At 45.6% G+C, this 24,980-nt stretch carries 16 protein-coding genes; 9 read left to right on the top strand and 7 right to left on the bottom strand.

Annotated features, from left to right (window positions below; genetic code table 11):
* The first annotated feature begins 26 nt into the window (after positions 1–26).
* The gene (locus QUA38_RS07750) at positions 27–1,067 is read left to right on the top strand and encodes a glucokinase (protein ID WP_333160613.1); all 1,041 of its coding nucleotides are present in this window, start codon (positions 27–29) and stop codon (positions 1,065–1,067) included.
* An 84-nt stretch (positions 1,068–1,151) separates the two neighbouring features.
* On the opposite strand, the gene QUA38_RS07745 is transcribed toward QUA38_RS07750, so the two are convergent.
* From QUA38_RS07745 to QUA38_RS07725, 5 genes are all read right to left on the bottom strand, one after another.
* Positions 1,152–1,601 carry an EVE domain-containing protein gene (locus tag QUA38_RS07745; protein WP_333160611.1) on the bottom strand — a complete coding sequence of 150 codons (450 nt, stop codon included), beginning with the start codon at positions 1,599–1,601 and terminating at the stop codon, positions 1,152–1,154.
* Positions 1,598–3,958 (bottom strand): FHA domain-containing protein, encoded by a 2,361-nt coding sequence (locus QUA38_RS07740; protein ID WP_333160609.1) that lies wholly within the window; start codon positions 3,956–3,958, stop codon positions 1,598–1,600. The genes QUA38_RS07745 and QUA38_RS07740 overlap by 4 nt, the downstream gene beginning before the upstream one ends.
* 75 nt (positions 3,959–4,033) lie before the next feature.
* Complete coding sequence (locus QUA38_RS07735) at positions 4,034–5,773, bottom strand: ABC-ATPase domain-containing protein (protein WP_333160608.1); 1,740 nt, start codon at positions 5,771–5,773, stop codon at positions 4,034–4,036.
* 177 nt (positions 5,774–5,950) lie between these two features.
* Positions 5,951–6,988, bottom strand: coding sequence for a M28 family peptidase (locus QUA38_RS07730; RefSeq protein WP_333160606.1), 1,038 nt, complete (start codon positions 6,986–6,988; stop codon positions 5,951–5,953).
* Between the two features lie 352 nt (positions 6,989–7,340).
* Positions 7,341–7,919 (bottom strand): hypothetical protein, encoded by a 579-nt coding sequence (locus tag QUA38_RS07725; protein ID WP_333160604.1) that lies wholly within the window; start codon positions 7,917–7,919, stop codon positions 7,341–7,343.
* A 790-nt stretch (positions 7,920–8,709) separates the two neighbouring features.
* Here QUA38_RS07725 and QUA38_RS07720 point away from each other — a divergent pair.
* Positions 8,710–11,607: an EAL domain-containing protein gene (locus QUA38_RS07720; RefSeq protein WP_333160602.1), complete on the top strand. Its 2,898-nt coding sequence runs from the start codon at positions 8,710–8,712 to the stop codon at positions 11,605–11,607.
* A 381-nt stretch (positions 11,608–11,988) separates the two neighbouring features.
* Entirely contained in the window at positions 11,989–14,547 is a 2,559-nt protein-coding gene (gene glgP, locus QUA38_RS07715) for an alpha-glucan family phosphorylase (RefSeq protein WP_333160629.1), read from the top strand.
* A 664-nt stretch (positions 14,548–15,211) separates the two neighbouring features.
* Here glgP and mnmG read toward each other — a convergent pair.
* Positions 15,212–17,128, bottom strand: coding sequence for a tRNA uridine-5-carboxymethylaminomethyl(34) synthesis enzyme MnmG (gene mnmG, locus QUA38_RS07710; protein WP_333160600.1), 1,917 nt, complete (start codon positions 17,126–17,128; stop codon positions 15,212–15,214).
* 546 nt (positions 17,129–17,674) lie between these two features.
* Here mnmG and QUA38_RS07705 point away from each other — a divergent pair.
* The 5 genes from QUA38_RS07705 (at position 17,675) to QUA38_RS07685 (ending at position 22,093) form a co-directional block, all read left to right on the top strand.
* Positions 17,675–18,004 carry a hypothetical protein gene (locus tag QUA38_RS07705; protein ID WP_039887994.1) on the top strand — a complete coding sequence of 110 codons (330 nt, stop codon included), beginning with the start codon at positions 17,675–17,677 and terminating at the stop codon, positions 18,002–18,004.
* A 198-nt stretch (positions 18,005–18,202) separates the two neighbouring features.
* Positions 18,203–19,732, top strand: coding sequence for a photosystem II chlorophyll-binding protein CP47 (gene psbB, locus QUA38_RS07700; RefSeq protein WP_333160598.1), 1,530 nt, complete (start codon positions 18,203–18,205; stop codon positions 19,730–19,732).
* A 143-nt stretch (positions 19,733–19,875) separates the two neighbouring features.
* Positions 19,876–19,971 (top strand): photosystem II reaction center protein T, encoded by a 96-nt coding sequence (locus QUA38_RS07695; protein WP_006635641.1) that lies wholly within the window; start codon positions 19,876–19,878, stop codon positions 19,969–19,971.
* A 194-nt stretch (positions 19,972–20,165) separates the two neighbouring features.
* Positions 20,166–20,723, top strand: coding sequence for a transcriptional regulator NrdR (nrdR, locus tag QUA38_RS07690; protein ID WP_333160627.1), 558 nt, complete (start codon positions 20,166–20,168; stop codon positions 20,721–20,723).
* Between the two features lie 266 nt (positions 20,724–20,989).
* Positions 20,990–22,093 carry a 30S ribosomal protein S1 gene (locus QUA38_RS07685; RefSeq protein ID WP_333160596.1) on the top strand — a complete coding sequence of 368 codons (1,104 nt, stop codon included), beginning with the start codon at positions 20,990–20,992 and terminating at the stop codon, positions 22,091–22,093.
* Positions 22,094–22,280: 187 nt separating this feature from the next.
* Here the strand turns inward: QUA38_RS07685 and QUA38_RS07680 are convergent, their stop codons facing one another.
* Positions 22,281–23,279, bottom strand: a complete 999-nt coding sequence (locus QUA38_RS07680) for an IS630 family transposase (RefSeq protein WP_333160595.1) — start codon at positions 23,277–23,279, stop codon at positions 22,281–22,283.
* Between the two features lie 452 nt (positions 23,280–23,731).
* Between QUA38_RS07680 and QUA38_RS07675 the strand changes: the two genes are divergently transcribed.
* Positions 23,732–24,980, top strand: a 1,249-nt coding sequence (locus QUA38_RS07675) for an adenylate/guanylate cyclase domain-containing protein (protein ID WP_333160593.1), incomplete at its 3' end; no start/stop codon positions are given.

The raw sequence follows: 24,980 nt of genomic DNA, 5'->3' as shown, positions 1-24,980 counted from the left end.
GTTATCTTTGGTGGAAAAAAAGATTTATGGCATTATTATTAGCGGGCGATATTGGCGGAACTAAGACGATTTTGCGCTTGGTAGAAAGGACTATTAACGGTGAAATGAACGCTCTTTACGAGTTTCGCTATCCGAGCGGGGAGTTTCCCGATTTAGTACCGATGGTGCGGCAGTTCTTGACGGAAGCTGCTATTAAGTTAAATGTTGCACCAGAACCTCAAAAAGCTTGTTTTGCAATCGCAGGTCCGGTGGTTAACAACACTGCCAAACTGACTAATTTGCCTTGGATACTGGATGCGAAGCGTCTGGAACAGGAATTAGGAATATCACACGTTAGTTTAATTAATGATTTTGTTGCGGTTGGCTACGGCGTTTGGGCTTTGGACGAGCGAGATTTGCACACTTTGCAAGTTGGAAAACCCCGCCAACACGATCCAATTGCTGTGATTGGCGCGGGTACTGGTTTGGGAAATTGTTTTGGAATTCCCGAAGCAAATGGCATCAGGGTTTTTTCGTCGGAAGGCGGACACGGTGACTTTGCTCCTCGTTCGGAGTTGGAGTTTCAATTGCTCAAATATTTGTTAGCCAAACACGATATTCAAAGAATATCCATCGAGCGTGTAGTATCGGGACAAGGGATTGTTTCAATTTACCAGTTTTTGCGGGACAGAAAATTTGCTCTTGAATCGCCGGAGGTAGGGGAAGTTATCAAAAAATGGGAGTCAGAAATCGGTAAAAGCGAGAAGAGTGTCGATCCGGGGGCGACAATTGCACAGGCGGCACTCAAAAAGTGCGATCGGCTTTCCGAACAAACAATGCAAATGTTTGTAGAAGCTTACGGTGCAGTGGCCGGAAATTTGGCTCTGACACTGTTACCTTACGGCGGTTTGTACGTAGCTGGCGGCATTGCTGCTAAGATTTTGCCGCTGATTCTAGAAGGGGGTTTTATGCGAGCTTTTACGCACAAAGGTCGGATGGATTCGCTGTTAGAAATGATGCCAGTTCGTCTTGTTTTGAATGATAATGTAGGGTTAATTGGAGCGGCGGTTTGTGCGGCAGGTCTTTAGTTAATAATTGTAGGGTGCGTCAGCTTTAAGCTTATAAAGTTTTGAATAAATATTGCTCTGCTGACGCACCCTACTTAGCTATAGTTATGTCATCTTCAAAATCTTCTCAGCAGCACCTTCAGATACAGGTATTACCGATAACCGATTACCTTTCCTCACCACCCAAATCTCATCCGCACTAAACTTTTGTTTCAGTTCATCTAAAGATATTAATTGGGTAAATTCCTCAACAAACTCAACTCTCACTGTTTGCCAGCGAGGTGCATCAAACTGCGATTTACGATCGTAATATTCGCTATTCATATCAAACTGAGTCGGGTCAGCAATCTTAGTCTCAACGACGCGCATCAACCCAACAATTCCCGGAATTTTAGTATTAGAATGGTAAAAAAATACTAAATCTCCCCGACTCATTTCTCGCAGAAAATTGCGAGCTTGATAGTTGCGAACGCCGTCCCAAGTACAAGTGCGATCGCTCTTCAAGTCCGCAATACTGTAAACATCCGGTTCCGACTTCATCAGCCAATAATTCATAGAATATCTTTCCGCTTCTGCAACCACAGAGTCAACATCAAATAAACAAAAATATGCACGCACAAAATACCCCAGTTCAGACCCAAATTTTCCCATGTTGGATCGTAAACAGGAGTAGGCTCAAAGGGCTGAGGGAGTATGCTGCCGTCCGGTAATGTAGTAGGTGCGGGAACCATCCCATTCACATTAACTAAAGAGCCGTAAGCACCCACAGACCAGCGGCTTAACATCAGCCAAGAAAACTTGCTCGCCACACCTTCCATCTTAAACAAAACTCCCGAAAAAATAATCTGAGGCAGCAATAATAGAGGCAAAGCGCTGTTAGCTTGAGAGCTATTTTTTACAATCGCAGAAACGACTAATCCGAGACTGACACAACTCAGCAAAGTTAGAAAACTCGTAATGCTTACTCCCACAGACCAGGAAATAAAACTTGGTTCGGGGGATTTAAAAGAAATCAGAATAACTGCTACCATTAACAGCGTTTGCAATACTGCCAAACCGGAAAGTATGAAAAATTTTGAACCCAAATAAGCAAACAGTCCTAAATTTACCAAACGTTCGCGCAAATAAATAGCAGATTCTTTTACAATTTCTTGCAGAGAAGTTGCGAGTCCTACCCAAATCGCAGCGCAGGTAAATACAAACAAAACTCTGAGCGCCAAAGGTGCTAAAGTTGCCTCCGGCGCTCCAATTAACGGGTCTTTGTCTCTGACGGCCAGCCGCAGCAAACTAATGCCGATCGGAGCCGTTAAAAGAGCTAAACTCAAGTTAACTAAGTCGCGGGAAATAAGCTGAAAATAGCGCTGGGCGAGCAAGACGAGTTGTTTTACAAAAGATACAGATTTTGGCACAGAAGGTGCAGAGGGTGTTTTTCCACCGGGGTTGCCGATGCTGAAGTGGTTGACAATATAGCGCTGATAGTAGGGAGATTTATTAAACTTTTCTGCCCAGCTTTGAACGTTGGTTTCTCCTGTTTCTAATTCGTTGTAAATGTCTGCAAAATCGCCTGTTTTGACATCGAAAAAATCGAGCGCTTCTATAGGTGGGCCGAAGTAACAAAGGCGTCCGCCGCGACCCATAAAAACGATCCGATCGCACATCGTGATATTTGCCGTCGCGTGAGTCACAAGGATCACCGTCCGGCCTTGATTTGCCAACTTTCGCAGCAGTTGCATCATCTTCTTATCCAAACCCGGATCGAGTCCTGAAGTCGGTTCGTCTAAAAAGAAAAGTTTCGGGTCTGCTAACAGTTCAACTCCGATGCTGACCCGCTTCCGCTGTCCGCCGCTAAGCTGTTTTACCAAAGCCTTGCGACGGTGAGTCATTTCAATATCTTCTAAAGTTTTGGCGACTACCTGCTTGACATCTGTATCGGGAGGTAAGCGCAATTTAGCTGCATAACTCAAGACTTCTTCTACTGTCAAATCTGCGTGTACAATATCATCTTGAGGCACGTAACCGATTTGATTGCGGTAAATATTAAAGTTTTGGCGCAGGTTGTCGCCGTTGAGAAACACAGCGCCGTTAGTAGTTTTTTCAATGCCTAAAAGCGTCCGCATTAAAGTAGATTTGCCAGCGCCGCTACCGCCGACTAAAGCCACAAACTGCCCCGGTTCGATCGCTAATTTTATCCCATCCAAACGCTTTGGAATCACCAGACTGTCAGCATCCAAACGAATTTGATTGCCGGAGTCTTGCATCTCCAACTCACCGCTGCGGTAAGTTAGAGTAAACGGGCCGATCCGAATTGCATCTCCATCGGACAATTGTATAGAATTTGTGACTCGCTGACCGTTCACAAAAACCCCGTTAACGCTGTGGTCTCGCAAAATATAATTGCCGCGACTGTCTTGGTCAATTGTGGCGTGGCGTCTAGAAACAAGCGGCGCATCTAATTGCAGCGAAGCGTTTGGATCGCGACCCAACAAAACCGACCGATTCTTAAGAAGAATTGACTGCTTGCTAGGGACAGCAACCTGATTCGCCAGCGGATTAAAATAAGTCAGCAAAACTTGATTTTGAGGATCGAGACCGATTTTAATTTCTGTGCCGTTTTTCAAACAATAACCGTCATTGGGAGTGATGCGAGTGCGATCGACAAATAAGCCATTAGTGCTCGGCCGGTGCCCGTCACCGTCGTAAATCCAGTAATTATCCCCAATTTGGCGCAAAACAGCGTGAACGCCGGAAACTGCGCGCCAGGGTTCGGGAATGACTAAATCAGCACGAGTGCGATCGCGGCCCAATACGTGCTGCTGCTGTTTTAACTCTAACTGTAAAACCTCGCCTTGATTGCTTAATACTAAATACGGTCGATCGCTTAAAGCAGTCAGTTGTCCTATATTGGCTGTCATACTTCAATCGCGGTTTTTGCACTCACTTTTGTCAGCATATCAAAAGTAGGACAACAATACTTATATTAAGCAAGTCTACTTAGCAACAACCGACAAACTGCGAAGCCGATTAATTGCCGCCGCTAATTCAAACCGCCGAAACATGGCAAAATCCCCTTCAGGAAAAGGCGATAAAATATCCATCCCCTCGGCCTCAATATCTGCCATCACCAAATCTATGATTTCCGACAAAGTGCGTTTTCCGTCCATGTATTGCTGCTTAGCATAAACCATTGCTGCTGCGATCGCCCTTAACTGTCCGCTGTCAACAATTTGCTCAATAGCACCTAAATCAATATCATCAGTTCCAAACGCCAATTCATCAACATCCCGCACCTTAACCCGCACATATCGGCGTCCCCGGCTCGGATCTAAACTAGCAGGAATCGGCATTCTTTGAGTAATCTCACCAAAATTTTCTCCCCCTTCATCAGCACGACTAATTGAGTAATTTTTAGCAATTTTTTTAGCTTTTTCCGTCACATTATATGCTTGAAAGTTATCTATTGAAATCACAGTATCTGCCACATCAAAATAATCGCCACTTCCCCCCATTACTAAAATAGTTGATACGCCATAATCTGTATACAATTGTCTCACTTTATCAATAAACGGCGTAATCGGTTCCTTATCCTTAGCGATGAGTTCCTGCATTCGGCGATCGCGAATCATAAAATTCGTCGCTGCCGTATCCTCATCCACCAATAAAACAGGTATTCTCCCCACTTCCAAAGCCTCAATAATATTAGCAGCTTGCGACGTACTGCCACTCGCATTTTTAGTATAAAATTGTACAGTATCTCTACCTTGCGGCAAGTGGTTAATAAAAGGCGAAATATCAACTCCCGCCACACTCCTGCCATCTTCCGCTCTAATTTTAACCGCCGCCGGATTAGCCACCACAAATTCCCGACCATCTCCCGGAATTCGGTTGTAAACTCCCAACTCGATCGCCCTGAGTAAAGTTGATTTGCCGTGATAGCCGCCTCCAACAATCAAAGTAATGCCAGTGGGAATACCCATACCGGAAATCAAACCGAGGTTCGGACAATTAAACTCAACTTTTAACGACGGCGGCGACTGAAAAGCCACAGCATTATTTAACAAAGGGCGATCGTCAACACCCGTGCGGCGGGGCAAAATAGAACCGTCAGCCACAAACGCAACTAATCCGTTTTCAGCTAACTGCTGCTGCAGCCAGTCAGCATCTTCTACAGTTTCAACGTGATGGCGACATTCCGCAGCATTTAAGTGAGAATATTTGAGAGAATTACTGACAATTTGCGGAATATCTTCGCACAACATTTCAGCAGCTTGTCGCCCTAAAATACTACGTCCGCCCGCTGGAAGTCCGACGGCAAATCGCAGTTCAACTCCTCCTAAATCTTCGATATCGGATGTATTTGAGGAAATAATAAATGCGGAAGTTCGCTCTAAAACTTCTTGTCCGAAGCCAGTCACTGCAATCAAACCGCTTTTCCCAGTGCCGCGTTTGCTGCTGATGCTGTGTGCTGCTTTGTCAAACTGGCGAGTTAGGTAATCTCTGAGGGCTATTTCTCGACAGCGAGAGTTGAAAAGTTGACAAGGAATTTGAGCAATGTTGGGGGGAACTATGACTCTAAATTTACTGGCAGAAGCAAACGGATCTCCCTGCACGTAATCAATAATTAATCGAAATTCCGAAAAGTCGTAACTACCTTGAATGTCTTTGTAGGCTTTGTAGCCTCGATTGTCTAGTTGCAGTAAATGCCGTTGCAGGCTTTCTTTGTTAGTCATTTATTATTACTTATTTGTTATTACTTATTTGTTATTTAGCTGGTTCCTAGGCAGAGCCTAGGAACCGATTTCCAGAGGCTCTGCCTCGCTTGCTTGGCGTGGGAAAATTCGAGGCAGAGCCTCTGCATATGCGTTACCAAGCAGAGCCTGGTAACGAGTAGAATTACCGATTATTAATTACCTAATTTCCAATAATTTAGCCGTGGCATTAACAACAATTTGAGCAGAACCGGCGAAAAAAGGTCGATCGATAGTTGCTAATGTATCGCTAGATTGGTGATAGTGGGGCGATCGCAAATTTGCAGTATCAGTCACCAACACAGCACCAATTCCTTTATACCAGAAAGGCGCGTGGTCGCTCCGCAAAACATCGGGAGTCAGCAACCCTTTTAGGGGAACCGGCAGCGCCACCACCGTCGGTAAATCGGCTTTTCCGGACTCCGCAAAACTTTTCAATAGCAGCGGATGTTCCGCATCCCCAATCACAGCGATAAACTCGCCTTTATCGGGAGATTTTACCCCCGATGCTTCTAGAAAAGGTTGCGCTGTTAATCCTTCGGGATATTGCTGGCATCCGGGCGTGCGGCAGGCATAACCTACCATATCGAGGACGATCGCTCCCTGCAATTTTTTTAACCGCGCGTCGCTACCGGTGAATGCTAAACTGCCTAAAAGTCCCATTTCTTCCCGGTCGAAAAATGCTAATTGCAGCGTCCGAGGCGTGGGCCGAGAACCCAGCAATCTTGCTACTTCTAAAACTACAGCGACTCCCGTCGCATTGTCGTCAGCCCCGGGCGAGTTGGTTACAGTATCGTAGTGTGCTGCGACTAAAATTGCACCGGCGTTTGAGTCAGTGCCTTTTCTCTCAGCGAAGACGTTGATTCCGCGATCGAACCGCTGCAAATCTGCGGAAAATCCTAACGTTTGCAATTGTTGGGAAATGTAGTCTCTAGTAAAGGAGCGAGATCGTTCTCCATCGCGTTCTCCTGCTAAAGTCTCGACGTGTTTCCACAGCCTGGATGGGTCAATTTGCGGCTGAAAAAAAGTATTTTTGTCAGCAGGAAGCGTTAAGGGAGACGGGTTTTGGGAAGTGTGGATATTGCGATCGATCCCAACTTCGGGTACAGCCGACAACCGCTGCCACGAGTCAGAACGCCAACCCACAGCCACTACCGCAACTAGAATAAATAGCGCTATCCAAATCAATTGTTTCATCAGTAAGTCTATGTGAGATTTTAGACAGAGCTTACGCACTCCTCGCTCTCATCAACCGGGTGTTTTAGCAGAAGCGAGGGCTGCAACAAAGTCTTTTCGTCAAACCCGGTTGATGCGTCCAGAACTGTTATATTTTAGATTTTAGGTTGACACCAGAGTTACAAATAAACCTGTTTCAAAAAATGAAACTCAAAAATATTAAAATTAGCTATGCCAGAGGCAGTTTTGTATTTTTGATTTAAACAAGCAGGTAAAAGTCTTGGGATGTTGCCGTCGAATCTGTCTTGCTTATTGGATCGTTCGACGGCGACATTCAAATCACTAATTTACCTTTAAAATTTACCAGTCAAAACTACTTTTTATCCCACTCAATCTCCTTATTATCCAAGATTAAGCCACTGCTACTGGGAAAAGCATAAGGAATAGTTATTGCAGAAAATTCAACTATTTGAGTTGGTTGTTGAAACCACTCGGAATAACTCGGGTTGAGTTGGTCGTACAGTGCTTTCAAAGCTTGGATTTCTGCCTCTAGCTGCGCTGATGCTTGATTGATTCTACGAGCTTGTGCTTGCAAGCGTTTTTCCCCGGTTTGAACGTTGTTTTCTACTTCTTGCCAGTGCTGTCCGGCCAGCAATTTGTCTAGTTCGCCTTGTTTATAATTGAGTACAGCCTGTTTTTGTTCCAGTTGCTTTTCAATATTTTTAGTCTCTCGGTCAATTTCCTGGATTTGCTGTAACCACTGCTCCCCAAAAGCAGCAGTTTGCTTGTGGAACTCGGCAATGGCTTCAGGAGTATTATTTTTGGGAAAACTGACTGCCACTCGGCACTCTGAGCGCTGTACGGCAAGTTTTTCCCGCGCCTCTTGCAGGGTGGCAACTTCTGCTTGCAGCGCGCGGACTTCTTTTTGGAGTTCTGGGATGGTCTGACTCATGGGTTCAATTAGTGGACCTCTGCATAGATTTTAAGCTAATTGTTTATTTTTCTAACAAGTCCCGGTCGCCTCCTTGCGGGAATTATCTAATTTTAGCGCTTCCACCCGGTGTCTAGGTAGAATGGCGGATAATTTGTGGCACAATGGCTGATGACATATTTTAGATTAAGATTAAAATTGTAATTAGTTATAAAGCTAAATTATTGTTTTTGTAGAATTTAATTTACAAATCCACATAAATTTCGGATGGCTGGGTTTTCCTATGGTAGAGAAAGTTCTGCTAAAAGTTTTGAGATTTATGATTGCTAAAAAAAGTATTTAAAATTAGAAAATAGAGCAAATGAAAATAATTTTTCAATTAATATTGGGATATTTCGCGGTTGCTATTTTTGGTGTGGAATGTAGCAAAAATCCAAAAATGTTACCGACAAGTCTAGGAGATGGGCATGGCACTCTCCTTGTAGAAAGGATTTTGATTCGGTCTCAAAAACATAGCTATTTGCGCTCCGCATCTCCCCCCCTTACTTCTGCAAGCGCCACATTATTTTTGGATAAATTATCCCCAATTGAGCCAGTAAAATTACCGAATTACAATTATATACAGTCTCAGGAAAGCCAGATAAAAGAACCTGATTTTAGCTTAAAAATAATCGGTAATTATTTGGTTTTTATCTTTTTATTAATCTCATTATTGATTAGGGGTAAAACAGTAAATATATTATCCCAGACTATGAGGTTAATTAAGACGAAGTCTGAAACAGATAATGACAAGCTACCAAAAGGAGAAAAAGTGTTGTATCCAAAAAAAGAACTGGATATTTGGCATACTATTGCCCAAATGACCCAAGATTTGCAGCAAACTGCCGAATATGCTCTCGATATTTGCGAGGAAATGAACGTCTCGATAATTGCGACCACCCCGGGCGGCCATATCCTGTCGTTAAACCAAGCTACCTGTCAACTTCTGGGATACTCTAAAAAAGAGTTGTTAGGCAAACCAATAGCTGGACTTTTTAAGAAAACTGAATCACCGCCACCCGAGTTAGAGTTAGCAAGTTTAACAGTCGAAGGTTCTCTCCGCAACGTCGAAAAAGTCTACCTTTCTAAAAACCGAAAAAAAATAATTGTACAGCTTTCTATTTTAATTATTCGCGACGGTCAAGGCAAGGTCAGTGGCAAGTTATACATAGCACAAGATATTACCGATAGCAAGCGGGCTGAAAGAAATCTGCGGCGCAGTGAAAAAAAGTTTCGCCAACTGATAGAAACTGTTAATGCTGTTGCGTTTATCTATCACCGCAGACAGTTCCGCTATGTCAATGCTCAGACAGAAGCTCTGACAGGATATACTCGCGAAGAATTACTAGCATTGGATTTATACGACATAATTCATCGAGATTTTATAGAAATAGTTAAAAACTGGGGTAAATCCAGCCAGTCACGCTCAAATGCAGAGTCAAAATATGAATTAATAATAGTCGCAAAAACAGGAAAAATGCGCTGGATTGAAGCAACTGTAGATATTATAAAATTTGAAAAAAAAGCCTCAATATTAATCACAGCATTTGACATCAGCGATCGCAAATTAGCAGAGTTAGAACTAGAAACATCTCTTTCATTGCTTCAAGCAACCATTGAATCTACTGCTGACGGTATTTTGGCGGTTGACAGTGGGGGCACAGTGCTCACCTTTAACCGCAAATTTGCCGAAATGTGGCAGTTGCCGGATCTGCTGGTTGATTCGAGAGATAACCACCAAATTGTGGGGTTTGGAATCAACCAGTTAAAATATCCGGAAATTTTTCTCAATCGTGCTAAAGAACTGTCCAATAGCCCCACAGAAGAAAGTTACGATCTCATAGAGTTGACAGATGGCAGAATCTTCGAGCGCTACTCGTTGCCCCAGCGCACGGGAGGCAAAATTACTGGTCGAGTATTCAGCTTTCGGGATGTAACGGAACGGGTGCAATCCGAAGAAAAACTCCGCAAAAGTGAAGAACGTTTTCACCTGCTGACGCGGGCGACAAATGACGCCGTATGGGATTTTGATTTGTTAAAAAATGAGTATTGGTTGAGCGAAGAATTTGAAAAAGTTTTTGGATACAAACTCAACGAAACTCAGACGATAGAATTAGAATCTTGGTGGTTAAATATTCACCCCGAAGAACGGGAAAGAGTGATGTTAAGCTTCAACCAAACAATGAACTCAGACGCTCAATGTTGGTCGGAAGAATACAGCTTTCACCGTGCAGATGGGGGATATGTTTTTGTGCTCGATCGTGGCTATATCATCCGTAATGAAAGTGGCAAAGCAGTAAGGGCGATCGGTACGATGATGGACATTACTCAGCGCAAGCAAGCTGAAGAAATTATTCGCTATCAAGCTGTTTATGACCAACTCACCGGTTTACCGAACCGGATACTTTTTAACGAGCGGCTGCTGGCCTCATTAAGAGAAGCTAAAAAAACCAAAAAAATGCTAGCTGTGATGTTTTTAGACTTAGACAGGTTCAAAAAGATTAATGATACACTAGGTCACGCTGCGGGCGATCGCCTTTTAGAAGGTTTTGCCGGACGCATCAGCGACACTTTGCGATCGACTGACACGGTTGCCCGCTGGGGAGGCGACGAATTTACCATACTACTTCCCGATATTAATTGCTTAGAAGATGCAGTTAAAACAGCTCAAAGAATACTCAACAATTTAAAGCCAGCATTTAAACTAGAAGGACAACCGTTTCATGTTAGCAGCAGCATCGGCATTGCCCTTTATCCAGATGATGGTGAAGATGCCGAAACTTTAGTCAAAAATGCCGATGCTGCCTTGTACCACGCTAAAGAAATGGGAAGAAATAACTATCAGTTATATACTTCAACAATTAATCCCCAAGGCAGCCAGTTACTAACTATAGAACACAGGCTGCACGAGGCTTTAGAACAGGGAGAATTTGAGGTTTTCTACCAGCCAAAAGTCAACATCACTACTTGGGAAATTCAGGGCATGGAAGCCCTGCTGCGCTGGCAACATCCACAATTAGGTTTAGTTACTCCCGCTACATTTATTCCGATCGCCGAAGATAACGGATTAATTGTAGCTATTGGGGAATGGGTGCTGCAAACAGCCTGCACTCAAAATAAAGCTTGGCAGGATGCTTTGCAGCCAGATTTGCGGGTAGCAGTCAACGTTTCGGCTCGGCAGTTCCAGCAATTTAATTTATTAGAAATGGTAGCCAAATGTTTGGAAAAAAGCGGTTTAGCACCCAAGTATTTAGAGTTAGAAATTACCGAGACGACAGCCATGCAAGATGTAGATTATACCACCAAAGTTCTCAGGGAGTTGCAGAACATGGGAGTGCAGATTGTGCTGGACGATTTCGGCACGGGTTATTGTTCTCTAAATTATCTCAAAAAGTTTCCCTTGAATATCTTAAAAATAGACAGGTCGTTTGTCAGCGGACTGACGACCGATCCCTGCGAACGGGCGATCGCCAAGGCTGTAGCGACCCTGGGGCGAGATTTGAACTTGAGCGTAGTAGCCGAAGGAGTAGAAACTAAAGAGCAGTTGGAGTGTTTGCGCGAACTGCACTGTCAAGAAATTCAGGGTTATTATTTCAGCCCTGCCCTCTCGGCTGGCGATGCTAGCAAACTGTTGGTAAATTCTCAGTTGACTAAAGTGAAAATTGCTTAATTAGTCATTAGTTATTAGTTATGGTTCTTGACCGCGAATCTTACTCTCGCGACTTATTTTCCTCCGCTACACCTGCAACCTCATCACTGCTAAAGCGCTGCAGCGGGCAAAAGTTGTCGGGCAATTCGTTAAGATTCTTGCCCCAAGGGTGATACAGCGCTTTAACTTGAGAAATTGTCAGCTCAGGGGCATCAAGTCCTAAATCCCGCCACGGCAGTTAAAAGCTTAGCTTGCTTAGGGACACGGCACGGCGTCGCGTGCTTAATGATGGTCGATCGCGATTGCCCCCCGCAGCTTAAAACTTAAAATAGTGTGCAGAATAACGGACTTGTACCTAAAGACAGAGGAAAATATCGCTACCCCAACATAAAGGCTTTGTCTATGCAGCCAATTCGCACATTTAACGTTTCCCCTTCGCTACCGACAATTCTCGAACCCCTACGCAAGCTTGCCTACAACTTGCACTGGGACTGGAACGTAGATACCAAAGACCTCTTCCGCCGCCTCGATCGAGACCTGTGGGACTCCAGCAACCAAAACCCGGTGCTGATGCTCGGAACCATATCTCAAGAGCGACTGCAAGAAATGGCAGAAGACGAAGGCTTCATTGCCCAAATGAACCGAGCAGCCCAGCAGTTAGACGATTATCTCAAAAACCGGGCCTGGTACCGCAAACAGCGCGGCACCGAGCAGCAGGAATGCTACGCTTACTTTTCGATGGAATTCGGCTTAGTTAAAGCCCTACCGATCTATTCGGGCGGTTTGGGCGTGCTCGCAGGCGACCACCTCAAATCAGCTAGTGATTTGGGCTTGCCCTTAGTCGGTGTCGGCCTGCTCTACCAAGAAGGTTATTTTTCGCAGTATCTCAACGCCGACGGCTGGCAGCAAGAACGCTATCCGCTCAATGATTTCTACAATATGCCGCTGCACCCAGAACGCAATCCCGACGGTTCGGAATTGCGGATTGAGGTGGACTATCCCGGCCGCAAGGTGTATGCCCGGATTTGGCGGGTACAAGTGGGAACGGTTCCTTTGTACCTAATGGATACAAATATTGAACCTAACAGTCGCTACGACCAAGATATTACCGACCAACTGTATGGCGGTGATAAAACTCTGCGGATGCACCAAGAAATCATGCTGGGCATCGGCGGCGTGAAAATGCTCAAGGCATTGGGGCTGACAGTTACGGCTTATCACATGAATGAAGGCCACGCGGCTTTCATGGCTTTGGAACGCATTCGGATGCTGATGGAGGAATATCACCTGAGTTTCGTAGAAGCGGAACAGGTGGTGGTTTCGAGCAGTATGTTTACGACTCACACGCCGGTACCTGCTGGGTTTGACTTGTTCGAGCCGGATATGGTGATGCACTATCTGAGTCACTATCCCAAGATATTTGGCTTGTCGCAAGATGAGTTTTTAGGATTGGGCCGGGAGAATACTGGCGATTTGTCCGGGCCTCTGAATATGGCAATTTTGGCTATTAAAATGTCGAGTTTTGTCAACGGGGTGGCGGCTTTGCACGGTGTGGTGTCGCGCCCGATGTTTCAGGGTTTGTGGCCGGGTTTGCCGCAGGAAGAAGTACCGATTACTTCGATTACCAACGGGGTCCACGCTCGCAGTTGTGTGGCGAAGTCTACTCAGGAGTTGTACGATCGATACCTCGGCCCGGATTGGGAAATGACTCGCAAGGACGATCGTCTCTGGGACAGAATGTCGTCAATTCCTGATGAGGAACTATGGCGCAATCACGAACGCTGTCGATCGGAGTTGGTGGTGTTCGCGCGGGAGTGGCTGGAAAAGACTTTGCGCGAGCGCGGTGCGGCCCAAACGGAAATCGAACACGCGCGGGAGGCACTCAATCCGAAGGTGCTGACGATCGGGTTTGCGCGCCGCTTCGCTACTTACAAGCGGGCAACGCTATTTTTGCGCGATGTCGATCGAATTATGCGGATCATGCGGGATCAAAATCGCCCCGTGCAGTTTGTGATTGCTGGGAAGGCTCACCCGATGGATATTCCGGGTAAGGAATTGATTCGAGATATCGTTCACTTCATCCGCGAGCACGAGACGATGAGCTCGATGGTGTTTTTACCGAACTACGACATTAACGTCGCTCGGATGATGGTGTCTGGCTGCGATGTGTGGCTGAATACGCCGCGCCGCCCGCGTGAGGCTTCGGGTACTTCCGGGATGAAAGCTTCGATGAATGGTTTGCCGAATCTCAGCATTCTTGACGGATGGTGGGATGAGGCTGATTATGTTCGTACCGGTTGGCCGATCGGACATGGGGAATTTTACGAAGATACTAAGTATCAGGATGAAGTCGAGGCGAATGCTTTGTACGACTTGATGGAAAAGGAAGTTGTACCTCTATTTTACAACCGGGATGCTGATGGAATTCCCCGCGGTTGGACGGCGAAAATGAAGGATTCGATTCGCTTGAACTGTCCTTTCTTCAATACGGCTCGGATGGTGAAAGATTACGCGCGACGGGCTTATTTCCCAGTGAGCGATCGATTCTTCACGATGACTTCGGATAATTGTGCTCCGGCCAAGGAATTGTCTCACTGGAAGAAGCACGTTCTCGCGAAGTGGAAGGATATTAAGATTGAGGCTGTTGATATTTCCCAGGATAAGGAAGTTAAGGTCAATCAGTCGATCTCTGTTAAATCTCGAATTAATCTGATGGGATTGACGCCTGCAGACGTGCAAGTCGAACTTTATCAAGGTTCGGTTGATGCTAACGGAGATATTGTCGGCGGCGTGCCGGTGGTGATGGAGTATTTGGGAGAAGATGCTAACAATGCTAGCCTTTATACGGCTGACATTACTTATACTTCTAGTGGTTTGCAAGGTTTGTCGCTGCGGGTTTTGCCGAAGCACGATAATCTCAGCAGTCCTTATGAAGCTGGCGTGATTCTCTGGGCACATTAAAGGAAGGAAGAAGGAAGAGGGAAGAAGGAAGAAGGGCACGGATACACGGATGAATTTAACTGTGTTTCCCAATTCTCCCCCTCTCCCTCTCACTGTCTCCTCCTCTCTCTCGCACTCTTTATGGAAGTTGGGGAATGACTATATAGCCGGTTGTGCAACGATCGCCCAATATCAAATTCCGCTCTATTCCCTAGTTCCACCAGTGAGCGCGTATATAAGCGTACAGCAAAGCATCTAGCTGCTCTTCTAAGGCTTTGAGGGTGGCAACACTGGTGGAGATTTCGGGGAGGTTTGAACCACCAATGAATGCTAATTCTTATGCGGAATATTTGCGAAATTCAGGCTTGGTTCGAGGATTTATAAATATCTACAATATACTGGCAGAATTTCATCAATTAGAGTTGACATTCTGCCAGTTTTCCTTTTTTGTGACATTGCTGAATATAGGTATAAATTCAAGGTTTCGGAAGTTTTTTAAGTCCAGTATGGTGACTTTTGTAACTTCAAGCGAAAAGTTGATTCATACCGTGAATCAGCAAGGTCCAGAATCTATATTCATCAATATGAAAGCCGCCGAACAAAATAGTGTTTCCACAATAGTCACACTTTTTCATACTGCTATTTCATAAAATTGAAGGCAGCCTTGAGACACCTCTAGTTCAGCTTATTTACCTACACCCACTGGCTGCTGACGGTTTCGCACTTCCAGAAAAATCAACAAAGCATTAACATCAGCCGGATTTACCCCACCAATTCTGGCAGCTTGGCCAATCGTCAGCGGTTTCACCTTAGCCAACTTTTCCCGCGATTCTTTGGAGAGAGTTGTAATTGCCATGTAATCCAAATCTGCAGGCAATTGTCGGCGTTCGTGTTTGGCAATGTCATCGATTTGATTTTGCTGTCTTTGCAGGTAGCCGGAATACTTGATGTCAATTTCTGCACCATCTTTCTCAGCCAACTTCAAACTAGAATTGCCTAAATTGTAGCGTTCCAAATCCACATAATGAAAACCAGGACGCCGCAACAAATCAGCAAGAGTAATTGAACCTTTAATCGCTTGTTGAGTGTCTGCAAAAATTGCCTTGCCTACTTCCTCGTGCTCTTTCACCCGTGTCGAGTACAAGCGTTCCTTCTCTGCCACAATATTAGCTTGTTTGCGATCGAACAACTCCCAGCGACGATCGTCAATCAAACCAATTTCCCGTCCCAGCGGCGTCAAGCGTTGGTCAGCATTGTCCGATCGCAATAATAGCCGATATTCCGATCGCGAAGTCAACATCCGGTAAGGTTCCCGCAAATCCTTCGTACACAAATCATCGATCAAAGTCCCGATATAACTTTGCTCGCGAGGAAACACAATCATCTCCTGATTTTTGGCAAACCGGGCTGCATTAATCCCCGCCACAATCCCCTGTGCAGCAGCCTCCTCATATCCAGTTGTACCGTTCACCTGACCCGCGCAAAACAGCCCTTCAATCTTCTTAGTCATCAGCGTTGGAAAGCACTGAGTTGCCGGCAAATAATCGTACTCCACAGCATAAGCAGGGCGCATCATCTCGCACTTTTCCAAACCCGGAAGAGTCCGCAGCATTTGCAATTGCAAACTTTCCGGTAAACCAGTAGAAAATCCTTGGATATAAAGTTCAGGAATATCTCTACCTTCCGGTTCAATAAAAATCTGGTGACTTTCCTTATCCGCAAACCGCACAATCTTATCTTCAATACTCGGACAATAGCGCGGCCCCTTCGCATCAACCCAGCCACCGTAGACTGGAGAAAGGTGCAAATTGTCTCTAATTAACTGATGGGTAGCTGGCGTAGTTCGAGTCAAATAACAAGGCATTTGTTCCCGTTCGACCCAAACTTCTGGATCGAAACTAAACCAGCGAACCTCTGCATCTCCCGGCTGCGGTTCCAGGTTGGTGTAATCGAGAGTACGTTTGTCAACTCTTGCCGGAGTTCCAGTTTTTAACCTGCCCGTTTCAAAGCCCAAACGATTGAGAGTTTCCGTCAAGCCAACGGCGGCAAATTCTCCCGCACGTCCGGCGGGCATCGACTTATTGCCCACCCAAATCGTGCCACCTAAAAAAGTACCTGTAGTCAGAATTACTGCTTTGCATTCAAAAGCGACGCCGAAGTATGTTTCGACTCCGATTACTTCTTCATTTTTGCCCAAAACTAAGTCTGTTACCATCGCTTCGCGGATGGTCAAATTCTCTTGATTTTCAACAATATTATTCATGACAGCGGCGTATTCCCGCTTGTCTGTTTGTGCTCGCAGGGCCCACACTGCGGGGCCTCTCGAAGCGTTGAGGACGCGCTTTTGTAAGTAGGTGCGATCAGCCATTTTGCCAATTTCCCCGCCTAACGCATCAACTTCGTTAGTGAGTTGGGTTTTAGCCGGGCCGCCGACAGCGGGATTGCAAGGTTGCCACGCAATTTTGTCGAGGTTGAGGGTGAGGAGAAGGGTGCGACAGCCGAGGCGAGATGTGGCGAGGGCGGCTTCGCAGCCGGAGTGTCCGCCACCTACTACGATGATGTCGAAACTGTCTTGGAATTGTACTGGAGTTTGTGCGGTCATGGTCTGCGTTTGAGCGGCAAGGACTCGTACTTTATTTTAGCAGTAATGTCGATCGTTTTGGGATTTGGTTTTTGGCAAAAATATTCATGGGGTATTTTTAACCGCAGATGAACTTGGACGGAGGTCGGGTTTAATCTGAATCTAGCTGGTTGATTAGGCTCAAATTCAGGCAGATTAATCGCGATTAAAATTATGCTCGATAATGCGATCGACAGCCAGCGAGCAAAAGAGCAAAATTACCACAACCTTGCTAGAGCCCCAATACACATTTGAATGGTTAGAACTTTCTGACCCAAGCGAGCCAATGTGATGAGTATTCCCCTTCGAAATGCTGGGAACTACACTCGACTTGAAAAATCTAAGATTGGAGATTTTGCCGATCGACCAGACAGAAACCCCTCTCACAATTAGGTAAATTTATCCCCAACAGCTAGAAGATTACCTACCTCTTCTCTACTCTTCCTTCGCGCCTTCGCGGTTCAATAATTCCGTAATTAGGCAGTTTTGCGCTATGTTAGACAAAAAAATCTCAACAAGCGTACACAAGTGAAATACTTCTTCTTATCCGACGGCTGGAAAGTTGGGCGCGTTTGGGGCGTCGGCGGCGAGTGGAGTCACGCCGCCTGGAGGCGGGCGCCGGACATCCAACAGCTCAACCTCTGTCTTTCCGATCGCAACGAAAAAATGTGGCTCTACCGCGTAGAAGACGCCGTACTCATGGTAGAAGTCCAACCAGCAGTCCGTCCAGATCCCGCCGATCCCGCCAAAAATATCGGCAACGTCACCCTCACCAGACTGATCGATGCCGAGCAAGTCCTCGAACGCCTCGGGACGATCGCCGCCCGCTGCGAAATGGGCAACCCGCAACTAATGTAATGCTCAACATATTGCAATCGGTTCTAACACTCGATACACTTCTTTAAATAACTTTCATTTTTATGCCTCCACCTTTGAAGGTAGATGGCAGTCGGCAAAAGGCAGAGTTTAAACCCTGCAGGTAACTGCTGGGGATTCAGAATCTGATTTTTCCGTAAAAATAGACATCATCACTTACACCTTGGAGAACCGCAGTCAATGGGACTACCCTGGTATCGCGTACACACAGTCGTCTTAAATGACCCAGGCCGATTGATTTCTGTACACTTAATGCACACTGCCCTCGTGGCAGGTTGGGCCGGCTCAATGGCCCTTTATGAACTAGCAGTTTTTGACCCCACAGACCCAGTTCTGAACCCGATGTGGCGTCAAGGGATGTTCGTGTTGCCCTTCATGACTCGCTTGGGAGTTACGGGTTCTTGGGGCGGTTGGAGCATCACGGGCGAAGGTAACGTCGATCCGGGCTTCTGGTCCTTTGAAGGCGTCGCTGTCGCTCACATCGTTCTATCGGGCCTGCTGTTCTTAGCAGCAGTTTGGCACTGGGTATTTTGGGACTTAGAACTTTTCAGAGACCCTCGCACCGGTGAACCAGCCCTCGACTTGCCAAAAATGTTTGGCATTCACCTGTTCCTCTCCGGCTTGCTCTGCTTCGGCTTCGGCGCATTTCACCTTTCGGGACTTTTTGGGCCGGGAATGTGGGTGTCCGACCCCTACGGTCTGACCGGTCACGTCCAGCCTGTGGCGCCTTCTTGGGGCCCTGAAGGCTTCGATCCGTTCAATCCGGGCGGCATCGTGGCTCACCACATTGCAGCGGGCGTAGTCGGCGTAATTGCCGGTTTGTTCCACTTGACAGTGCGGCCGCCGGAACGTCTTTACAAAGCCCTGCGGATGGGGAATATCGAAACTGTACTTTCTAGCAGTATCGCTGCCGTGTTCTTCGCAGCCTTTGTGGTTGCAGGTACGATGTGGTACGGTTCTGCTGCGACTCCGATCGAACTTTTTGGCCCGACTCGTTATCAGTGGGACAGCGGCTATTTCCAACAAGAAATTGATCGCAGAGCTCAAGCTAGCTTGGCCGGTGGCCAAAGCTTCCAAGAAGCTTACGAACAAATTCCCGAAAAATTGGCTTTCTACGACTACGTGGGCAACTCTCCTGCTAAAGGCGGTTTGTTCCGGGCGGGCGCGATGGTCAATGGCGACGGTATTGCTAAATCTTGGCTGGGCCATCCAGTATTTACTGACAGCGAAGGTCGGGTATTGTCGGTTCGCCGCCTCCCCAACTTCTTTGAAACTTTCCCAGTGATTTTGACGGACAAAGATGGGGTCGTTCGCGCTGACATCCCCTTCCGCCGTGCTGAATCAAAATACAGCTTTGAACAAAGCGGAGTTACCGTCAGCTTCTACGGTGGCGAACTTAACGGTCAAACCTTTAATAATCCTCTAGATGTTAAGCAGTTTGCTCGCGCTGCTCAAAAAGGTGAAGTGTTTGAATTCGATCGCGAAACCTTGAATTCTGACGGCGTTTTCCGCACTTCGACTCGCGGTTGGTTCACTTTCGGACACGTTTGCTTTGCTTTGCTGTTCTTCTTCGGCCATATCTGGCACGGTTCTCGGACAATCTTCCGCGACGTGTTTGCTGGGGTTGAGGCTGACATGGAAGAACAAGTCGAGTGGGGCTTGTTCCAAAAACTGGGCGACGTGACCACCAGAAGAGAAGAACCTCTCTAGATTTCGCCAGCCTCTGGCTAGCCGGGAAACTTCCCCGGTGTAAAAAAACCCGGTTTCTTCAAGAAACCGGGTTTTTTTAGTTAATAATAAAACCAGTAATTAAGATAAAATAATACGGCAAGGGAAGATAGGGAAAATTTAACATGGAAAGTGTTGCTTACATTTTGATTCTGGCTTTAGCCATAGGCGTACTATTTTTTGCGATCGCCTTTCGGGAACCTCCCCGGATTGGCAAATAATTAGCTATACGCCTCCAGCAAGTCCAAAATATCTTGAACCGGACTGGGGTTAGCCCGCATCATAGTGATCTAATTTGGTGCGGGACTATTTCACCCCTGTGTGCTAAGTGATTTTTCTAGTCCAGCCATTCATCAGACCCCAGGCGGTTAGATGAATGGCAATTTGCTGGCAATGCCTGTTAAAATCAGCAATCATGCGCTGTTCCTCCTGCCAACACACAAATAGCCGGGTTTTAGAATCGCGTTCAGCCGAATCAGGTCAAAGCATCCGTCGGCGGCGTGAGTGTTTGAGCTGCCAGCACCGCTTCACAACATACGAACGCATAGAATTTGTACCGATTACGGTGATCAAGCGCGACGGCAAGCGCGAATCTTTTGACAGGTCAAAATTAGTCAGGGGATTGATTCGCGCCTGCGAAAAAACAGGTTTGTCTTCCGGGCATCTCGAAACCCTAGCCGAAGAAATCGAGGCGCAACTCCAAGGTCGATCGCTCCGAGAAATCGCCAGTTCAGAAATTGGGGAACTGGTGCTGTTGCACCTGCGGCCGCTCAGCGAAGTTGCTTATGTCCGTTTTGCCTCCGTATATCGCCAATTTCGAGGCATCCGAGATTTTGTAGATACTCTAAATCACCTTCAGAATCCCCTCAACGAAGCTGAAGTTACAGAAACAGGGACAAGTTTTGACGCAGATTTGCCGGATTCGGAAGCAGTCGATCGAGAAAGCCCAGCATCCTGCGCTACTCCCAGCTAAGCTCGCTTAAATTAATTTTAAACCAGTATGCGTGTAAGTTATAATAGTCTACTTGACTCGGAATGTTAAGATTAAACGTTTTAACACAGAGTATGGAGTAACAGTAATGGCAAGCGCTGGTGTGCAGTTGCACCCGGCAAAAGTTAGCAAAAACTGACTTTAGTAAAAGATTTTGAAAAAAGTTAATCGCTTTTTAACCAAAATCTCGAATATCTGCCGGCACAAACGAAAAACATGAAGGAGAGAAATCCTAGGAAACTATTCGCATGGTCAATCTCAAAACCACAGTCAAAGACATCGGCTTTACTCACGAAGATTTTGCAGCCCTACTTGATAAATATGACTATCACTTTAGCCCGGGCGATGTAGTAGCGGGTACAGTTTTTAGTATAGAACCCAGGGGCGCTCTGATTGATATCGGTGCTAAAACAGCAGCGTACATTCCCATTCAGGAAATGTCGATCAATCGAGTCGAAAGCCCAGAAGAGGTATTGCAATCAAACGAAACCCGAGAATTTTTCATTCTAACCGATGAAAATGAAGACGGACAATTAACCCTGTCCATCCGGCGTATCGAGTATATGCGGGCGTGGGAAAGAGTGCGACAACTGCAAGCAGAAGATGCCACAGTACGATCGCAAGTATTTGCCACCAACCGCGGCGGCGCACTCGTGAGAATAGAAGGCTTGCGAGGCTTTATTCCCGGTTCTCATATAAGTACCCGCAAACCGAAGGAAGAATTAGTCGCCGAAGAATTACCATTAAAATTCTTAGAGGTAGACGAAGACCGCAACCGCCTAGTGTTGAGTCATCGTCGCGCCTTAGTTGAGCGCAAGATGAACCGCCTCGAAGTCGGGGAAGTCGTCATCGGTACAGTACGCGGTATCAAGCCTTACGGTGCCTTTATCGACATCGGCGGCGTCAGCGGCTTGTTGCACATCTCGGAAATTTCACACGATCACATCGATACGCCTCATAGCGTCTTCAATGTCAACGATGAAGTGAAAGTGATGATCATTGACTTGGATGCCGAGAGGGGCCGGATTTCTCTCTCCACCAAGCAGTTGGAACCGGAACCGGGCGCGATGGTCAAAAATCGCGAATTGGTATACGAAAAAGCTGAGGAAATGGCAGCTAAGTTCCGCGAGAAAATGCTGGCTCAAAAGCAAGCTAAAGCAGGCATAGACATTCCTGTAGACTCCATCGATGTTGATGAAGACCTCTCCGACGAACTCGAAGATGTGCCCTCAGCAATGGAAGAGGATCTGCCCGAAGTAGCACCCGAAGTAGCACTGGAAGCAGCACCTGAAGCAGCACCCGAAGCAGTATTAGATGTAGAGGAAGAAATCCCTCCTGCGACGGAAGAATAACATCGCAGTTAGTGTAATTAAAAGAGGGGAAATTCCCTCTTTTTTTTTGTTATATCGATCCGTGATTGTTGAATGTTGAGTGTTGATTGTTGACTGTGAGCCAAAAAAATGAAAATTGCGCGAATTATTTGTTGGCAGCTTGATTCGACTTTACGCCCGACTTTCTCCGCGCGGAGTTGATAAGTAGCTAGACAAAATTAATTACATAGTTTTCTCCAAATTCTTTCAGGATTTTTTCCACAGAGGTAACAAAAGTTCCCCAACTCTTGTAAGCAGATATCTCAATCCATTCATACTTAATAAACCGCCATAAAATTTCAATTAAATTTAATTCTGGAGAGTAAGAAGGCAACTCAAAAAGAGTAATATTACGTTGTTTCCACTCTTCTTGTTTGTCAACAATAGCATCACTGGTATGAATAGAAGCTTGATCTGTGACAATCACGGTTGGCTTATGTACTGCGGGGAAAAAAGCATCAATACAGGCAATAACTACATCTGAATTAATACTTTGAGAGGAAATATAAGTTTCAAGATGGTTATTTCGATTCATGATTACTAGTACATTCATTCGCTGACTACGACGACTAGGAATTGTTAAATATTCTCCGATTTCCTGCCAGCCATAGGGGACACAAGGAATCATACAAAATCCCGTTTCATCCAAGTAATATAAATCAATTTTACCCTCATCATCCAATCGCTTTAATTCTTCTAATTGTGCCTTTTTATCTTGATATTCCTGGGAGGGAGGCTTTCCTCCCACTCCTTTACGCATGCGATGCCAACTCATGTTCAGACTTTTTAGTATTCTTTGAATTGTTTTTGTACTGGGAGTTATGCCCCAGGTTTCTTGAACTTTTTGGCTAACATTTTTTAATTGCCTTGGTGATTGTTTAGCCCACTCTTTAATTTGGGCTTTCTGCCAAGAGTTAAATAGTGGCTTAGAACCTCTTCCTGGTTTATTATAAAGTCCGAGCATTCCTTCTAATTCCCACCGATTGAACCAGTTATAGAGTGTCTTATAACTTATTTGAAAAATATTCATTAACTCTCCTTTTTTTACTCCTTGCGAAGCTAATATGAGGCAATGTGCTCGTTGACGTACCTGATGATGTCGGCTTTGGCGATGAATTCGTTGTAGCAATTTAGACGAAAGAGGGTTTATTTCTCTGATAAACATCATATGAAACTGTAATTAACTCATAATTTTGCCGCAAATATCATTATACTATGTATTTTTGTAATTAATTCTGTCTGACTACTTATCATTCCGGCGCAGCGGGAATTGATATTAGTCATTAATCATTAGTCATTAGCCACTGCTTGGTGGTTGACAATTCCCCATTCTCCATTGTCAATTCCCAATTGCCAATTTCCCATTCTTAATTACCGAGATTTAACCTATTTCTGTAGACCGATGCAGCGCTCGCACTTTGAATTATTACAAGTTGCATATCGCTCTGCCTAAATAGGCATAGCCTTTATGCTGCTAATTTGTTAAGATTTACAAACATCAGGGACATCCGCACAAGTGCAAACTCATCAAAATTCTCAGGCAAGAACAGACCCGACGAGCAAATCACACATCATAATCCTTGTAAATTTCTTGCCCTGACGCTTAGAGGCAAGCCAATAATGAACATCGAACTATTAAAAGAAAAATTAGAACAGCTTAAAAAACGTCCTAATTCTAGCAAAGGAACGATCGACCAAATCGAAAAATGGTTAATCGGTTCCCACATTTTGCAGAGATTGCGGATTAACCCTTACTACGTCGCAGGGGATACAGTCAAGAATATTAAAAAAATTACTTCCGAATTTCTGCACGGAGTGAAAGCCGGTGCCTTCGACTTGCACTGGGATATTCACTGCCCCCACTGCAACATGATTACAGAAGAATTTCAGGATTTGGCAGACACATCAGAAATGTCTTTTTGCCCGATGTGCGATCGCGAGTTTAAAATTGATTTGCTCGATCGCGTCGAAGTTACTTTTTCCCTGAACAAAGAAATCGAAGACCCGCAACTGCGGCCAGTCTGCGCTCCCCCTCCCGTACTCCAGAACAAACTGCAACTGGTAACGCCTTTATACTGCACCGAATCCGAGACTGTCACCTTAGAAGAAGGTCGATACCGCTACTGCTGTCCCCTGACTTTAGCTAAAGGGATTTTAAAGGTTGAAGGCGAAAAAACAGAAGAGATACAAGAAATTAAACTCCAGCAGTTGGCAGGCCCAGATTTTGACAAAAAAGAGCTTGCCGTGCGTCCGGGAAAAGTCAAGATAGAATTAACTAATACCGAACACAATTTGTCGGGGCTGATTTTGCATTCAGATGAATTGCCAGATGAATTGACACTAGAACAACTGCCCCTACGCCTGTCAGGAATGCAACTGCTTCATCACCCGGATTATAAGCGTTTGTTCGGCGATCAAGTAATCTCGGAAAGAGAGCGAGTCAAGATTCGCGCGATTACTATTATGTTTACTGATATTACTGGTTCTACCAGAATGTACGAAACACTGGGAGATACCAAAGCTTACAATATTGTGCGCGATCATTTTGAAATTTTCTTTGAGTCGATCGAGAAATTTGGCGGTAAAGTCATTAAAACCATCGGCGATGCCGTCATGGCTTCCTTTATCAGCAACGAACAAGCAATTATGGCTGCCGCTGGTGCTGTAGTCTGTTTGAGAGAGTATAACTCCACTCGCCAACAACAAGAATGGATTCAAGTCAGGATTGGCATTCACCGAGGTACGGCTTTGCTGGTAAATCTTAATAATTCGATCGACTATTTTGGCACTACAGTCAACAAAGCCGCCCGCATTCAAAATCTTTCTAAAAGTGACGAAGTTTCGTTTTCCGAAGATGTTTACAGCGACG

The sequence above is a fragment of the Microcoleus sp. Pol12B4 genome (assembly GCF_036701385.1).
Classification (GTDB): domain Bacteria; phylum Cyanobacteriota; class Cyanobacteriia; order Cyanobacteriales; family Microcoleaceae; genus Microcoleus.
Note: the sequence above shows the minus strand (reverse complement) of the source record. Positions and strands in the feature narration are given on the sequence as shown.

Excerpts from the sequence above, each read along its gene's own strand:
- nrdR (WP_333160627.1), top strand. The coding sequence starts at position 20,166 with ATGCGCTGTTCCTCCTGCCAACACACAAATAGCCGGGTTTTAGAATCG.
- psbB (WP_333160598.1), top strand. The coding sequence starts at position 18,203 with ATGGGACTACCCTGGTATCGCGTACACACAGTCGTCTTAAATGACCCA.
- mnmG (WP_333160600.1), bottom strand. The coding sequence starts at position 17,128 with ATGACCGCACAAACTCCAGTACAATTCCAAGACAGTTTCGACATCATC.
- QUA38_RS07685 (WP_333160596.1), top strand. The coding sequence starts at position 20,990 with ATGGTCAATCTCAAAACCACAGTCAAAGACATCGGCTTTACTCACGAA.
- QUA38_RS07730 (WP_333160606.1), bottom strand. The coding sequence starts at position 6,988 with ATGAAACAATTGATTTGGATAGCGCTATTTATTCTAGTTGCGGTAGTG.
- glgP (WP_333160629.1), top strand. The coding sequence starts at position 11,989 with ATGCAGCCAATTCGCACATTTAACGTTTCCCCTTCGCTACCGACAATT.
- QUA38_RS07750 (WP_333160613.1), top strand. The coding sequence starts at position 27 with ATGGCATTATTATTAGCGGGCGATATTGGCGGAACTAAGACGATTTTG.
- QUA38_RS07745 (WP_333160611.1), bottom strand. The coding sequence starts at position 1,601 with ATGAATTATTGGCTGATGAAGTCGGAACCGGATGTTTACAGTATTGCG.
- QUA38_RS07680 (WP_333160595.1), bottom strand. The coding sequence starts at position 23,279 with ATGATGTTTATCAGAGAAATAAACCCTCTTTCGTCTAAATTGCTACAA.
- QUA38_RS07740 (WP_333160609.1), bottom strand. The coding sequence starts at position 3,958 with ATGACAGCCAATATAGGACAACTGACTGCTTTAAGCGATCGACCGTAT.
- QUA38_RS07735 (WP_333160608.1), bottom strand. The coding sequence starts at position 5,773 with ATGACTAACAAAGAAAGCCTGCAACGGCATTTACTGCAACTAGACAAT.
- QUA38_RS07725 (WP_333160604.1), bottom strand. The coding sequence starts at position 7,919 with ATGAGTCAGACCATCCCAGAACTCCAAAAAGAAGTCCGCGCGCTGCAA.
- QUA38_RS07695 (WP_006635641.1), top strand. The coding sequence starts at position 19,876 with ATGGAAAGTGTTGCTTACATTTTGATTCTGGCTTTAGCCATAGGCGTA.